Origin of the sequence: Streptomyces sp. NBC_00080 (assembly GCF_045041255.1) — a bacterium.
GTDB lineage: Bacteria > Actinomycetota > Actinomycetes > Streptomycetales > Streptomycetaceae > Streptomyces > Streptomyces coriariae.
Map to the genome: position 1 here is coordinate 2,346,245 of NZ_CP108235.1, position 14,205 is coordinate 2,360,449.

The window sequence follows — 14,205 nt, forward strand, 5'->3', positions numbered from 1 at the left end:
CCGTGCGCCACGGGAGCGACCCGCCGGGAGGGGGGATGTGACACGAAACGCGGCGGGACGGGTACGTAGGTTGTCATGACCCCTGAGCGACGTGACGCCTCCGTTCCCGTGCCGCCCACGGCGACCTACCGGTTGCAGCTCCAGCCCGCGTTCCCGTTCGAGGCGGCGACGGCGGCCGTGCCGTACCTGGCCTCGCTCGGCGTCTCGCATCTGCACCTGTCCCCCGTCCTGGAGGCCGTGCCGGGCTCCCCGCACGGCTACGACGTCGTGGACCCCACGCGCGTGCGTGCGGAGCTGGGCGGGGAGGAGGGGCTGCGAGCGCTGGCGGGCACCGCGCGGGAGCACGGGCTCGGCCTGGTGGTGGACATCGTGCCGAACCACATGGCGATGGCCCCGCGTCACAACCACGCCCTGTGGGAGGTGCTGCGCGAGGGGCCGAAATCGCCGTACGCGCGCTGGTTCGACATCGACTGGGAGGCGCAGGGCGGCCAGGTGCTGGTCCCGGTGCTCGGCGGCCCCGTCGGGTCGGAGCTGGCGCAGCTGCGGGTGGACGGCGACGTCCTGCGCTACTACGACCATGTCCTGCCGCTGCGCGAGGGCACCGAGGGGCTGCCGCTGCCTCGGCTGCTGGACGCCCAGTGGTACCGGCCGGTGTGGTGGCGGCTGGCCCGCACGGAACTGAACTACCGGCGCTTCTTCAGCATCTCCGAGCTGATCGGGGTGCGGGTGGAGGACCCGGAGGTGTTCGAGGCCACCCACGGCACGATCCTGCGGCTGCTGCACGAGGGCGTCGTCGACGGGCTGCGCGTGGACCACCCCGACGGCCTCGCCGACCCCGACGCCTACCTGGAGCGGCTGCACACGGCGAGCGGCGGCCGCTGGACGGTCGTCGAGAAGATCCTGGCCGACGGGGAGCGGCTGCCGGACTCCTGGCCCGTGGCCGGCACCACCGGCTACGACGCCCTGCGCCACGTCGACGGCCTCTTCGCGGACCCCGAGGGGGCCGGGGAGCTGCTGACCCACTACCGGCGCTTCGCGGCCCCGCAGACGGACCGGGGCGGCGAGTGGGCGGCCACGGTACGCCGGGCGGCGTACAAGGTGCTCACGCACGAGCTGGCGGCCGAGACGGAGCGGCTGACGCGGGCGGCGTCCCGGGTGTGCGCCGCGTCAGCCGATCCCGGACTGCGCGACCGGGCGCCCTGGGCGCTGCGCACGGCACTGGAGGAGCTGCTCGTGCGCATGGAGGTGTACCGGCCGTACACCTCGGGCGACCCGGCCGCCGTCGTCACCGAGAAGGCGGCCGCCGAGGCGCGGCAGGCGTTCGTCGTGCCGGAGGAGGCGGGCGCCGTCGACGTGGTGCGGAAACTGCTGCTCGGCGGGGAGGGGCAGGCCGGGGCGGACTTCCGGGCGCGGTTCGCGCAGACGGCGTCGGCGCTGCGCGCCAAGTCGGTGGAGGACACGGCGTTCTACCGGTACGTGCCGCTGTCGGCGGCGAACGAGGTGGGTGGCGACCCGGGCGCCCCGGGGGTGTCCCCGGCCGGCTTCCACGCCTATTGCGCGCGCGTGCAGCGCGACTGGCCGGCCACCGGGACGGTCGTGTCGACGCACGACACCAAGCGCAGCGCCGACGTGCGCGCCGCGCTCGCCGTGCTCACCGAGTGCCCGGGGCGCTGGGCGGACGTCCTGGAGGAGGCCACCCGCGCGGCGGAGGGCGTACCGGACGGGCAGCTGGCGTGGGCGGCCTGGCAGACGGTCTTCGGACTCGGCCCGGCGGCCCCGGAGCGCGTCCAGGAGGCGCTGCTCAAGCACGCGCGCGAGGCGGGCCTGTACACCAGCTGGACCGAGCAGGAGCCGGCCTACGAGAAGGCGGTGGCCGCGTTCGTGGCGGCGGGGCCGTGCGGGGCGCCGGGCGAGCGGGTGACCGCTCTGCGCGGCGCGCTGGAGCCGTACATCCGCGCCAACGCGCTCGGTACGGCACTGGTGCATCTCACGATGCCCGGGGTGCCGGACGTCTACCAGGGCACGGAGAGCGAGTACCTGGCGCTGGTGGACCCGGACAACCGGCGCCCGGTGCGGTTCCCGCCGGAGGATCCGGGCGCCAAGGGCACGGTGACCGCGGCCGCGCTGCGGCTGCGCCGGCGGCGGCCGGAGGTCTTCGGGGACGCCGCGGGGTACGAACCGTTGCCCGCCGAGGGAGCGGCCGCGGCCCACTGTCTGGCGTTCGCGCGCTCCGGCCGGGTCGTCACGGCCGTGACGCGGCTGTCGCTGCGGCTGGCGGAGGCGGGCGGCTGGCGCGAGACCCGGCTGGCGCTGCCCCCGGGGACGTGGGTCGACGTCCTCGCTCCCGAGCGGGAGTTCACGGGCCACGCGCGCGTGGCGGAACTGTTCGAGCGGCTGCCGGTGGCCCTGCTGGAGCGGGCGGAGTGAGGCCGCGGGGTGATCTTCGGCGTTGACAGGTGAGGGTCGGGTGCATGTAATGGAGACGGTGTCGCATGACGCCGGTCAAAGAGCAGTGGGCCGGCCGGCGGTCGGGCGAACACCCTTCTTCGAGGGACACGCCATGAGTTCACACTCCGCGCCCCGCAGCTGACCCAGCGCTGACGCACAGCGCCGCGCGCTTGTCCTTTCTGCGCCGGCTCTTCGCGCCCTCCGTGCGTTTCCTCTGTGCGTCTTCTCCGTGCGTTTCCTCCTTTACGCCCTTCCCTCACCTTTCCCGGCACCTTCCTGTGTGCCCTGTGCCGCGTGCCGTGCGCCTGGCGCCGTGCGCACGCTCACCATGACTTCCGGAGAGACCCACCCGTATGCCCACGTCGTTCAATGAATCCGTCATCGAGCAGTTCCGCGCCAACGGCGGGAAGGCCGGCGGCCCCTTCGAAGGGGGGAACCTGCTCCTGCTGACGACCACCGGCGCCGAGTCGGGGACCGCTCGGACCACTCCGCTCGGCTACGTCCGCCACGGCGACGCGCTCCTGGTCGTCGGGTCCGATCCAGGGGCCCCGAACCATCCCGACCGTCCCGACTGGTACCGCGACCTGCTCGCCCACCCCGTGGTGCGGGTGGAACTCGGCACCGAGACCTTCCAGGCGCTCGCGGTCCCCGCGGAGGGGGTCCGGCGCGAGGAACTCTTCGGACACGCCGTACGGACCGCGCCCGGATACGGCGACCATCAGGCCCGCGCCGCCCGCTCGCTGCCCGTCGTCGTGCTGGAGCCCGCCGAGCCCGACGGCTGGGAAGGCCCGCGGGAGGTCCGTACCCTCGCCGACAAGATCATGGAGGTACACACCTGGCTGCGCGGTCAGTTGCGTCAGGTGGCGGCGCAGGCCGATGCCCACTTCGCCGCCCTGGCGGCCCATGAGGGGCCCGGTGAACCGCCCGCTCCGGGCCTCGGACTGCAGATCCGGCAGCGCTGCCTGGCGTTCTGTCAGGCGCTGCGGTTCCACCACGTCAGCGAGGACGCACACGTGTTCCCCACGATGGCCCGCCACCACCCCGACCTGGCCGACACCTTCGCCCGGCTCACCGAGGAACACCGCACGGTCGCGCGCATCCAGGACGAACTGGTGACCCTGCTGGCGGGCGTCCCGATCGCCGGCCCCGAGCGCTTCCGTGCCGAACTGGAGGCCATGACAAGGGAGTTGAACGCCCACCTCGACTTCGAGGAGGAGACGATCGTCCCTCTGCTCGCCGAGGTTCCCTGGCCGCCGGCCCCACCCGCCCGGCCGGCCGGCGCCGGGAGGGAGCACGAGGAGTGAAAGCCGGACGGTCGTACCCTCCGCCGGAGCGCACATCCGAGCGCCCCTGGAGCCTCCCCCCAGGCGTTCTTGACAGTTCACAGAGACCATGGGGTACTGCGGATGCGAAGGCCGGGCGGACCAATACGGGGGTGAGTCTCCTGCCGGAGCTGCGCTACCCCACTGTGACCGAACTGACTTTTTCCGTGCGGGCGCTGGCCGCGTTCCAGCCCGGAATGTGCGCGCTGCGGCAGGTAGGGGTCTCCCGCGCGGGCCGACCCCTGCATCTGCTGTCCGTGGGACACGCCCGGCGGGCCGTGCTCGTCGTCGCGGGTGCCCACGCCAACGAGCCGACCGGGGGCTCGACGCTACTGGCACTCGCCGAACGGGTCGTACAGGAAAGGGAGTTGCGGGACGGAACGTCCTGGCACTTCCTGCTGTGCGCGGACCCCGACGGGGCGAGCCTGCATGTGACCCCGGCGCCGCGCAGCCTGCTGGAGTACCACCTCGGCTTCTTCCGGCCCGCCGGTCCGGAGCAGCCGGAGTGGTCCCCCGCCGTGCTGCCGCCGGACCGGCTGCCTCCCGAGACCCGCGCGCTGACCCGGGTCATCGACGAGCTGCGGCCCTACCTGCAGGTGACGCTGCACGGCACCGATCTGGGCGGCAGCTGGGTGCAGCTGACCAAGGACATCCCGGGTCTCGCCGAGCCGTTCGTCAAGTCCGCGGCCCAGTTGCACATCCCGGTGGAGACGGGCGCGTCCGACGCGGCGGGCTGGCCCGCGTCCGGGCCCGGCGTCCACGTGATGCCGGCCGCCGGGACGGAGGCGGCGTACCCGAGCATGCCCGACGACGCACGGCACAGCACCTGGTACCACGCCCATCGCTACGGCGGTCTGACCGCGGTGGTGGAGGTGCCGATGTGGGCGAGCGACATGGTGGACGACCCCGCCCCGCATCCCGCCCCGGCCGCGGCGATACGGCGGCTGGCGCGACGGCTGCTGCGCGACACCACGGAGGTGGAGCGGGTGCTCGTCGAGGCGCTGCCGCGTCTGGAGGGCGTCGACGGGCCCTTGCTGCGGGCGGCGAAGTGGGCGCTGGAGCTGGTGCCCGGGCTGGCCGCGGACTGGACGGACACTCCGCCCGCCGACACGACGATGGCGTACGTCGGCAGCGTGGACGCCTTCGCCCGTCGGCTGCCCCTGCGGGCGGCCGCGATGCTGTGGCGGGTCCTCCAGGAGAGCGACGACCACGCCGCCCCGCGTCTGGAACAGCTCGTCGAGACCTGGAGCGACGCCTTCGCCTGTCGCTTCCGTGCCCGCTGGGTGCCCTTGGAGCACCAGGTCGAGCACCAGTCCCGCACGGTCGTCGCGGCGGCCCTGCACGCGCGCGAACGGGCGGCGTGACGGGCGGGACGACGGACAGGGCGGCGGCCGCGGGCACGCGCGTGTGCCCGCGGCCGCCGTGGCCGGGTCAGACCTCGGGCACCTCCTGGTCGTCCAGGGCGAACACGGCCCCCGTCAGGGCCTCCCGCTCGCAGTCGTTGCCGAAGGTGCGCTCGTAGTCGACCGGGCGCCCGTTCCACTGCCCCTGCGCGCGGACCGTCACCGGCGCGTACATGAGCGGGCAGATGCGGCTGCCGTCCGCGGCGAGGGCGTCGACGTCGCCGTCGGCCCGCGCCAGGACGTCGCAGGCCTCCGCGGCGCGGGAGTGACCCTGGGGCGGGTCGCACAGCAGCAGGGTGCCTCGGGTGTCGCTGGAGCGGGAGTCGCCCCGGGTGACGGTGAGCTGGAGCCAGTTGCCGGAAACGGCGTCGTGGGAGGCCGCGAGGGCCGGGGCGGCGCCGACCGCGAGCAGAAGGGCGGCCGCGGCCGGGAGCGCGCGTCGGACGGCTTTCGCCGGCCGGAGACAGGTGAGGAAGTACGTCATTCCCGATGCATCGGCACGGCCGGCCGTGTACCCCAGTCCGACTCACCCGAACGGGCACCGGCGAGCTCGGCGGCACGGCGGTCGGCCAGCTCGAACGCGGCGAACACGACCCGTGCCTGGTACTCCGCCTGGCGCGCGACGGGAATCCAGCGCGCCCCGCACTCCTCCTGGTAGTCGGCGCACCACGCGTCGATGAGTGCGTCCAGCTCCGGCAGCGCGCCGACGGGGTCCCTTCCGGCGCCGGTGACGAGCTGGTGCAGCAGGCCCGCCGTCCGGACGGCGATCCGGCGGCCTGCGATGCGCAGGGCCGTCAGATGGGCGGTGCTGAGCGAGGGCAGCGGGCGGGCGGAGTCGGCGGTGGCGGGGTCCCAGGCGTCCGCGAGACCGGGGCAGACCAGTAAATAGTCGTCGACCGGGGCGAGCAGACGGGCCGCGTCGGGGGCGCCGGCGAGGTGGGGCCGCACCCGCGCGAGGATACGTTCCAGCAACTGTGCGTCATGGCGCAGGGCAGAGCTCACCGTCCGCAGTACCGCGTCCCGGTCGGCGGGCGGGGAGCCGTCCTCGACGGCGGCGACGCCCCACATGGGCGCCTCGACGACCGCGGTGACCGTGCCGTGGCGGTGGGGGTGATACCAGGTCGACTCGACGGCGGCCTCGGTGATGGCGGCGGCCAGGTCACGCGGGCGCGGTGGCGGGATCCGGTAGACGGCGGGTCCCAGGCGCGGCCAGTACAGGGTGTCGTAGGGCCCGAGTTCGCGGGGGATGCCGAGCCGGGCGGCGGCGTGGGCGACCCGCCGGGAGAGTCCGGGCAGGTCACGGGTGAGTTCCACGAAGGCGCCGCCGACGTCGACGCCGTGCAGCGAGCACTGGAGGAAGGGTTTCAGTTCGTCCTGGAGCCGGAGCAGCGCACGGGTCTCCGGGAGCGCGGCGGCGCCCGCGCCGTCGGGCAGCCACTCGGGCTGTTCCAGGAAGCCCGGCCGGAAGAAGTTGCGGAAGTAACGGCCGAGGCTGTAGGGGCCGGTCAGCCAGCCCTCGTTGCGGCGCAGGCCGTCGGGGTCGAGGCAGAGCAGCAGGTTCCAGGTGGCGTCGGCGCCGACGGTGAACCGTGGGTCGGCGAGGACCCGTTCGGCCAGCCGCAGGACGGTGGCGCCGCCGACGGGCTCGTTGGCGTGCGGTCCGGCGACGACGAGGACCTGGCGGGCGCCCCGGCCGACGGAGAGCAGCCACAGCGGCGAGCCCGCGCGCGAGACCCCGACGCGGCGCAGCCGGACGTCCCCGGAACCACGGACGGCGAGCGCGGCCGCACGGGCCGCGAGTTCGTCCACGGTCGGGTAGCGGAGGAGGGGCGGCAGGGCACACCTCCCACAGGGCGGCGCCGTCGGTTCACCTGGTGTGTCTGGTGTACGCACAGTGAGTCATGGGCCGGGGGTACGTCAACACCGCGTTGGGGGTGGGGACTTGAGCGGACGGTGGCGACTCGGGCGAGCTGGCGGGTCCTGTCGGCCCACCGGGACGCCGTGGTTCGACGGGCCGCCTCCGGGCCGACGGACCGACGGCACCCGGGGGCGGCGGCAGCCCGGTCCGGTCGGCGGCCGACCCACGTGTCGGGAGGTCGGGGACCTGCCGATCCAGTGTCCCGGCAGACCGCGCCGGTCCGGCAGAGCGCCGACCGGGGCCGGTCCGGTCGGTCCGGGTCGGCCTGGTCGGCCTGGTCGGCCTGGTCGGCCTGGTCGGCCTGGTCGGCAGACGATCCGGACCGTCCGGCCCGTCGGCGGAACAGACCGCTCGGGGAGCAAGCCGGTCGGCGGGTCGGTTCGGTAGTTCGGTTCGGATCGGATCGGATCGGATCGGTGGGTCAGTTCACCGAGAGGCGGAACGCCATGCGGCCGAAGGCGACCTGGTCGCCCTCGCGGACCACGGCCGCGCCGATGACACGACGTCCGTTGACCGTGGTGCCGTTGGTGGAGCCGAGGTCGCGCAGCACCCACATCCCGCTCTGACGGCTGAGTTCGGCGTGCACCCGCGAGACGCTCTCGTGGGTCAGCCTGAGGCCGCTCGCGGGGTCGCGGCCGATGCGCAGCGCGCTCTCGGTACCGGGGTGCGGCAGCAGCAGTTTGGGCAGCCGCTCGGCCTGCCAGGCCCTGCGCAGCCGGACCGAGAAGCCGGAGACCGCCCCGACGGTGCCGAAGACGGCCCGCGAGAGACGGCTCTCCCTGGGCAGGTCGGCGGTGAGGACGGCGAGCTCGTCGGAGCGGCGGGCGACGAGAGCCAGCTCCATGCGCCGGATGAACGTGTCGTGCGACAGTCGCCCCATGGCGACGCCGTCACGCAGCACCTTCAGCGCCCGGTCGCGCTCCGCGTCCGACAACCGCGCGGGGTACGTGTTGAACTCGAAAGACGACGTCACAGTGCTGATTCTCGGTCAGCGGGCCCCGGGTGTCCAGAAGACGCGAAAACGCCCGGCCCGCCCGCATGCCGCCAATGGGAGTGTTCCAAAAGCGGATTGATCTCGAGTGGAGCACGATGGAGGCGACGGGCTACATCACGGTGAGCAGACGAAGGGGAACCGTCCGTGCAGTTCGAGGTGTGGGCACCGCAGGCCGAACGTGTGACGCTCCAGTGCGACGGCGTCACCCGCGCGTTGGAGCGCGATCCGGAGCGGGCGGGGTGGTGGACCGGTGAGGCGGAGGCCGCGGACGGCACGCGGTACGGGTTCGCGGTGGACGACGGGCCCGTCCGCCCGGACCCCCGCTCGCGCCGTCAGCCGGACGGCCCGGACGGGCTGAGCGCGGTCGTCGACCAGGCCCGCCACGAGTGGCGAACGCAGTGGTCCGGCCGACCGCTGCCGGGCGCGGTCCTGTACGAGCTGCACGTGGGCACGTACACCCCCGAGGGGACGCTGGACGCGGCCTCGCAGCGCCTGAGCCATCTTGCCGAACTCGGCATCACACACGTCGAGTTGATGCCGTTGTGTGCGTTTCCCGGCCGGCACGGCTGGGGGTACGACGGGGTGTCGCCGTGGGCGGTGCACGAGCCGTACGGAGGTCCCGAGGCGCTGAAGCGGTTCGTCGACCGGGCCCACGCGCTCGGTCTGGGCGTCGTCCTGGACGTGGTGCACAACCACCTCGGCCCGTCCGGCAACTACCTGCCGGTGTTCGGCCCGTACTTCACCGAGACGCACCACACGCCGTGGGGCGCCGCCATCAACCTGGACGCGCCCGGCTCGGACGAGGTGCGCGCCTATCTGGTGGGCAGCGCGCTGGCCTGGCTGCGCGACTACCGGCTCGACGGGCTGCGGCTGGACGCGGTGCACGCGCTGGCGGACACGCGCGCGTGCCACTTCCTGGAGGAGTTGTCGACAGCGGTGGACGCCCTCGCGGCGGAGACCGGCCGGCCGCTGTTCCTGATCGCCGAGTCCGACCTGAACGACCCGCGGCTGATCACACCCCGCCGGGTGGGCGGTCTGGGCCTGCACGCACAGTGGAACGACGACTTCCACCATGCCCTGCACACGGCGCTCACCGGCGAGTCCCAGGGCTACTACGCCGACTTCGCGCGCGCCCCGTTCGCCGCGCTCGCCAAGACCCTCACCGGCGGCTTCTTCCACGACGGCACCTACTCCGGCTTCCGTGGCCGGCACCACGGCCGCCCGCTGGACCGCACCCGCCTGCCCGCGCACCGGCTCCTCGGGTACACCCAGACCCACGACCAGATCGGCAACCGCGCCCAGGGAGACCGCCTCTCCGCCTCCCTCTCCCCCGGCCTGCTGGCCTGCGCGGCCGCGTTGACGTTGACCGCGCCGTTCACGCCGATGCTCTTCATGGGCGAGGAGTGGGCGGCGGGCACGCCCTGGCAGTACTTCACCGACCACACCGACCCGGAACTCGCCGAGGCCGTACGGCGGGGCAGGCGGCGGGAGTTCGCGGCGCACGGCTGGGCCGAGGAGGACGTGCCCGACCCGCAGGACCCGGCGACGCGCGAGCGCTCGTGCCTGGACTGGTCCGAGCCGGAACGCGAGCCCCACGCGCGCGTGCTGGCCTGGTACCGCGAGCTGATCGCACTGCGGCACGCGACCGCGGACCTCACCGATCCGGATCTGGCCGACATCAAGGTCGCCTACGACGCGCAGGCGCGCTGGCTTGCGTTCCGGCGCGGTGACGTCCGGGTGGCCGTCAACCTCGGCAAGGAGGCGGCCGCGATCCCGCTGGGGCCTCGTCCGGCCCGCGTCCTCGCCACCTGGGATCCGGTGGACGTACCCGGCCGGGACGGGCTGCTGCATGTGCCCGGCGAGTCGTGCGTGGTGCTGGAGCAGGACTGAGCGAGGGCCGGTGGACCAACCCGGTGGGGCAACCGACCCGGTGGAGGGGCCGCCACCTCCTCCGCACGGCCGTCCCCCGCCCTTCCACCGTCCGCTCATCCGCCCGCGTCGGCCCCGCCGTCCTCCCCCTCCTCGCGGAACTCCGTCACCCGCTCCAGCAGGATCGCCTCCCAGGCGCGGCCCAGCCGGATCCGCGGGAGGGTGAGCGCTTCGGCGTCGTGCGGGCCGGTGGTGCGGCGGTCGAGGCGTTCCGCGAGGCGGACGACGGTGTCGCAGCGGGCCAGCCACAGGCCACGCAGGCAGGGGCGGGCTCCGTAACCGGCGAGGGTGGCGGCGCGGACGGCGGCGCCGGAGCCGACGGCGAGGGCGAGCCCGGCGATGTCCTCGGCGGGATCCCCGAGGACCGCGCCGGTCCAGTCGAGGACACCGCGCACCCGGCCGTCGGCGCTCACCACGAGGTGCTCGCCACGCAGCGCGTGGTGGACGAGGACGGCGGTGCCGGGCTGGGCGGCGAGCTGGGCCGCGCCGGGCGAGGTGAGCTGGTGGAGGCGGGCCGGATCGAACTCGTCGGCGCGGGCGAGGCGTTCGGCGGCGGTCACCGCCATCCGCCGCAGCGCCTCCAGCGAGCGCGGGGCGGTACGCGGCACACCGAGCGCCTCGGCCTGCCGGGGCGGCACCTCGCGCAGCCCCCGGAGCAGTCCGGCGAGGTCTGCCTCGCCGACGGCCGACACGTCGTGGTCCTCGGCGGTGCCGCCGGGCAGCTTGGTGTCGAGGGTGTACACCAGCCCGGGCGACCACTCGCCGTGCGCGACGCTGGTGGGTACGGCGACCGGGAGGTGCGGGCGGACGAGGTCGCGCAGCCGCAGTTCGCGGCGGCGCCGCAGGGTCGTCTCACGGTCGGTCGCGAGACGCAGCACATGGCGGGTGCCGACCCACCAGGTGGCGGGCGAGCCGCCCTCGACGACGGGCCGTACCTCGGGCCCGGAGCCGCTCGCGCCGCCCTCGTCGAGGAGCGCGCGGACCAGTCGGCGGACGGTGTCCGCGGTGGGTGTCGGTGCCTGGTTCATGGTCGCGCCGTTGCCGTTCGGATGGGTGCCGGGGACTCCTGGAGGCGGGTCAGTCCACCATGACCAGCTCGCGGGTGGTGTCGTTGAGACGGCGGCCGCCGTCCTCGGTGACGGTGACGATGTCCTCGATGCGCACGCCGAACCGGCCCGGCAGATACACCCCGGGCTCCACGGAGAAGCACATGCCGGGCACGAGCGGCCGCTCCTCGCCCTCGATCATGTACGGCGGCTCGTGGGTGGTGACGCCGATGCCGTGGCCGGTGCGGTGGATGAAGTACTCGCCGTAGCCGGCGTCCGTGATGACCGCGCGGGCGGCCCGGTCGACCTCCTGGCAGGCGACGCCCGGCCGGACCGCCCGGAAACCCGCCTCCTGGGCCTCGCGCACGAGGTCGTGGACCCGGCGCTCCTCCTCGGTGGGTTCGCCGACGTGCACGGTGCGGGAGGTGTCGGAGCCGTAGCCGTCCTTCAGGCCGCCGAAGTCCAGGACGACCATGTCGCCGCCTTCGATGACCCGGTCGCCGACCTCGTGGTGCGGGTTGGCACCGTTCGGCCCGGAGGCGACGATCGTGAAGTCGACCTGGGAGTGCCCGTACCGTCGCAGCAGGTCGGCGAGGTCGGCGCCGACCTCCCTCTCCCGGCGCCCGGCGAAGGGAACCTTCCTGATCTCCTCGAACGCCCGGTCCGCGGCGGCTCCCGCGGCCGCCATCAGCTCCAGTTCCGCCGCGTCCTTGACGGCGCGCAGCATCGGCAGGGCCTCGGTGAGCGAGGCGTAGGAGGTGGCGGGCAGGGTCTTCTGCAGGCCCAGCAGGTGCATCGCCCAGGCGTTGTCGCTGATCCCGAAACGGCCGCCCGCATCGAGGAGGGCGGCGGTGGCGGCGTAGGGGTCCTTGCCGTCGGTCCAGTCCCGCAGGGTGAGCGCCGGGGCGCCGGCCGCCTTCGCGGCGTCGGGAGCCTCCAGCGTGGGCACGACCAGGACCGGGTCCCGGCCGGGGGCGAGGACGAGCAGGGTGAGCCGTTCGGTGGCGGCGGTGGGCGCGTAGCCGGTCAGCCATACGAGGTCGGGGCCGGGCGCCACGAGGAGTCCGGCGAGGCCGGCGTCGGCGGCCTCGCGCGCGGCCCGCTCCATACGGGCCCGGTAGTCGTCGGCGGTGAAGGGCGCGGTGGCGGTGCCGGTCATCCGGGCCTCCCAGACAGGACGTGGCGAGTGACATGTGACGGACGGGGTGACGCTGACGTGATGGCCACGGGCAGCATCCTGCCCGTACGGCGGGGGTCGCGCGAGCCGGTCGGCGCGGGTTTCGGGCGGCCGACCGGCCCGGGTCAGCCGTCCACGGTCATTCGCAGGCCGAGAAGCAGCAGGACAACGCCGGAGACCTGCTCCAGTCGACGACGTGCCCCGGCCCGGGACAGGACGGCCTTCAGGAAGGTCAGCATGGCGCTCATGGTGACGCGGCGGGGTCCGTGCCGGCCAGTGGTTTGCCCGGCGGTGCCGGGGGCCGGGCTTCGGCGGCCCCGCGGTGCGGACGACCGCGTCGGGACCCGCTCACGTGACGACGCCGGGCAGCACCGTCAACCTCCCGTAGCCACCGCCGCGATGACGCACCGTCAGTACGACCTCCTTGCCGGGACGGGCCTCGTCGACCGCCCGGGCGAGGTCCGTCGCCGAGTCGATCCTGGTGCGGCCGAACTTCAGCAGGACGTCTCCGCGGACCAGGCCCGCGGTGTAGCCGGGGCCGGGGACGTGGACGGCGACGATCTGGGCGCCCGTCCTCTCCGCGTCCACGGCCTCCAGGCCCAGGGCGGCGTCCGGCGGGCGCGAGGACGCGGTGGCCGCCCCGGACGACCCCGACGACCCGCCGCCCGGGGTGGCCGGACCCGGTCGGCCCGACGTGGACGCGGCGCCCGGCGCGCCGGGCCCGGTCTGCTTCTGGAGCTCGGCCAGTCTGCTCATGCCGATCACGGTCGCCCCCACGGTGCCGAGTCCGACGCCGGACAGGACCAGGACGGTGCCGGCGAACAGGCCGAGCAGGAGGGTCGTCAGCCGTCGGCCGCGGCGGCGCGCGGCATGCGGGCGCCGACCCTGGCCGCCCGGCCCGGCACCGCCGCCGGGCTCGGATCCGGGCATGGGCTTGGGACGCAACGCTGTCTGTTCCATGGATCGCCTCCGGCTGGTGCTCTACCCGGCGCATCGGCGCACCACGAGCCACGAACGAGTGAGACTGACCCAGGGTCAGGAGCGGTACGGGTCGGCCGCACCACAGGTCACGGACGGGTGGACAGCGCCTCCACCAGCGTCCGCGCCGCACCCGACGGCATACCCGCGTACACGAGTTCGATCCGGTGGACGACCCGCGGCCCGGTGACCGGGACGGCGGCCGTGCCCGGCACACCGGCCGCAGCCGAGCGGGGCAGCAGGGTGAGGCCGTGGCCGGCGGCCACCAGGGCGGTCAGGACACGGAGGTCGGTGCCGTCGTAGCGCAGGGCGGGGCGGAAGCCGTGGCCGCCGTTCGCGGCCCGCAGCTGGGGCAGCGGCAGCCCGGCGTCGGGGGCGTCCAGCCAGCGCGCGTCGGCGAGGTCGCCGAGGCGCAGACCGCTGCGCCGGGCCAGCGGGTGGCCGGCGGGCAGCAGGACACGGACCGGCTCCTCGCCGACGCCGTACGTGGTCAGCGGCGCGACGTCGGGAAGCCGGAGCGGGTCGCTGGGCGCGGCCAGGCCGTCGACGAGGCCCACGTCGGCCGTGCCGTCGGCGACGGCGGCGCAGACGTCCTCACGGCCCAGCACCCGCAGCGTCACCCCGGCGGGCGGGAGCGCGGCGAGGGCCGCCGGGCCGAGGGCGGTCGGCGAGCCGGCCAGGGTCAGCCCGTGCGAGGGCGCCGAGGCGATCCGGACGACGTCCGCGCGGGCCGCGTCCAGGCGCAGCAGCAGCGGTCCCGCGTGTTCGAGCAGCCGCTCACCGGCCGTGGTGGGCAGGACGGGCCGGCGGGTGAGCAGCGGGGCGCCGAGGTCCTGTTCGAGGGCCGCGATGTGCTGGGAGACGGCGGACTGGGTGTAGCCGAGTTCCCGGGCGGCTTCGGAGAAGGAGGCGAGGCGCGCGACGGTGACGTAGGTGCGCAGCAGATGCGGGTCCATGCGCCCAGGGTCGCAGGCCGCATCAGTTCTGCTT

General features: G+C 74.6%; 11 protein-coding genes. 4 read left to right on the top strand and 7 right to left on the bottom strand.

The features are described 5' to 3' along the window. Window positions 1-75: 75 nt before the first annotated feature. The 3 genes from treY (at window position 76) to OHU34_RS10275 (ending at window position 5,134) form a co-directional block, all read left to right on the top strand. Entirely contained in the window at window positions 76-2,427 is a 2,352-nt protein-coding gene (gene treY, locus OHU34_RS10265) for a malto-oligosyltrehalose synthase (RefSeq protein WP_405765958.1), read from the top strand. A gap of 374 nt (window positions 2,428-2,801) precedes the next feature. Next, the gene (locus tag OHU34_RS10270) at window positions 2,802-3,752 is read left to right on the top strand and encodes a nitroreductase/quinone reductase family protein (protein WP_405765960.1); all 951 of its coding nucleotides are present in this window, start codon (window positions 2,802-2,804) and stop codon (window positions 3,750-3,752) included. A 131-nt stretch (window positions 3,753-3,883) separates the two neighbouring features. Beyond that, complete coding sequence (locus OHU34_RS10275) at window positions 3,884-5,134, top strand: M14 family zinc carboxypeptidase (protein WP_142266687.1); 1,251 nt, start codon at window positions 3,884-3,886, stop codon at window positions 5,132-5,134. Between the two features lie 67 nt (window positions 5,135-5,201). Here OHU34_RS10275 and OHU34_RS10280 read toward each other — a convergent pair whose 3' ends face one another. The 3 genes from OHU34_RS10280 to OHU34_RS10290 all read right to left on the bottom strand — a co-directional run bounded on the left by OHU34_RS10280 (window position 5,202) and on the right by OHU34_RS10290 (window position 8,064). Next, window positions 5,202-5,657: a subtilase-type protease inhibitor gene (locus OHU34_RS10280; protein WP_142266686.1), complete on the bottom strand. Its 456-nt coding sequence runs from the start codon at window positions 5,655-5,657 to the stop codon at window positions 5,202-5,204. After that, window positions 5,654-6,982: a M14 family zinc carboxypeptidase gene (locus tag OHU34_RS10285; RefSeq protein ID WP_230194351.1), complete on the bottom strand. Its 1,329-nt coding sequence runs from the start codon at window positions 6,980-6,982 to the stop codon at window positions 5,654-5,656. Before OHU34_RS10285 ends, OHU34_RS10280 begins: the two co-directional genes overlap by 4 nt. A gap of 530 nt (window positions 6,983-7,512) precedes the next feature. After that, complete coding sequence (locus OHU34_RS10290) at window positions 7,513-8,064, bottom strand: DUF1707 and FHA domain-containing protein (RefSeq protein ID WP_020125305.1); 552 nt, start codon at window positions 8,062-8,064, stop codon at window positions 7,513-7,515. A 165-nt stretch (window positions 8,065-8,229) separates the two neighbouring features. On the opposite strand from OHU34_RS10290, the gene treZ reads away from it, so the two are divergent. Next, window positions 8,230-9,975 (top strand): malto-oligosyltrehalose trehalohydrolase, encoded by a 1,746-nt coding sequence (gene treZ, locus OHU34_RS10295; protein ID WP_142266684.1) that lies wholly within the window; start codon window positions 8,230-8,232, stop codon window positions 9,973-9,975. A gap of 95 nt (window positions 9,976-10,070) precedes the next feature. Here the strand turns inward: treZ and OHU34_RS10300 are convergent, their stop codons facing one another. From OHU34_RS10300 to OHU34_RS10315, 4 genes are all read right to left on the bottom strand, one after another. Then, the gene (locus OHU34_RS10300) at window positions 10,071-11,042 is read right to left on the bottom strand and encodes an aminoglycoside phosphotransferase family protein (protein WP_142266683.1); all 972 of its coding nucleotides are present in this window, start codon (window positions 11,040-11,042) and stop codon (window positions 10,071-10,073) included. Between the two features lie 49 nt (window positions 11,043-11,091). Then, the gene (locus OHU34_RS10305) at window positions 11,092-12,219 is read right to left on the bottom strand and encodes an aminopeptidase P family protein (RefSeq protein WP_142266682.1); all 1,128 of its coding nucleotides are present in this window, start codon (window positions 12,217-12,219) and stop codon (window positions 11,092-11,094) included. Window positions 12,220-12,585: 366 nt separating this feature from the next. Next, window positions 12,586-13,197 carry a PDZ domain-containing protein gene (locus tag OHU34_RS10310; protein WP_200839839.1) on the bottom strand — a complete coding sequence of 204 codons (612 nt, stop codon included), beginning with the start codon at window positions 13,195-13,197 and terminating at the stop codon, window positions 12,586-12,588. A gap of 107 nt (window positions 13,198-13,304) precedes the next feature. Then, window positions 13,305-14,171, bottom strand: a complete 867-nt coding sequence (locus tag OHU34_RS10315; RefSeq protein ID WP_405765966.1) for a LysR family transcriptional regulator — start codon at window positions 14,169-14,171, stop codon at window positions 13,305-13,307. Window positions 14,172-14,205 lie beyond the last annotated feature (34 nt).

Bases quoted from the DNA above. Each gene is read 5' to 3' on its own strand.
- OHU34_RS10280 (WP_142266686.1), bottom strand. From the start codon at position 5,657: ATGACGTACTTCCTCACCTGTCTCCGGCCGGCGAAAGCCGTCCGACGC.
- treY (WP_405765958.1), top strand. From the start codon at position 76: ATGACCCCTGAGCGACGTGACGCCTCCGTTCCCGTGCCGCCCACGGCG.
- OHU34_RS10315 (WP_405765966.1), bottom strand. From the start codon at position 14,171: ATGGACCCGCATCTGCTGCGCACCTACGTCACCGTCGCGCGCCTCGCC.
- OHU34_RS10310 (WP_200839839.1), bottom strand. From the start codon at position 13,197: ATGGAACAGACAGCGTTGCGTCCCAAGCCCATGCCCGGATCCGAGCCC.
- OHU34_RS10270 (WP_405765960.1), top strand. From the start codon at position 2,802: ATGCCCACGTCGTTCAATGAATCCGTCATCGAGCAGTTCCGCGCCAAC.
- OHU34_RS10300 (WP_142266683.1), bottom strand. From the start codon at position 11,042: ATGAACCAGGCACCGACACCCACCGCGGACACCGTCCGCCGACTGGTC.
- OHU34_RS10305 (WP_142266682.1), bottom strand. From the start codon at position 12,219: ATGACCGGCACCGCCACCGCGCCCTTCACCGCCGACGACTACCGGGCC.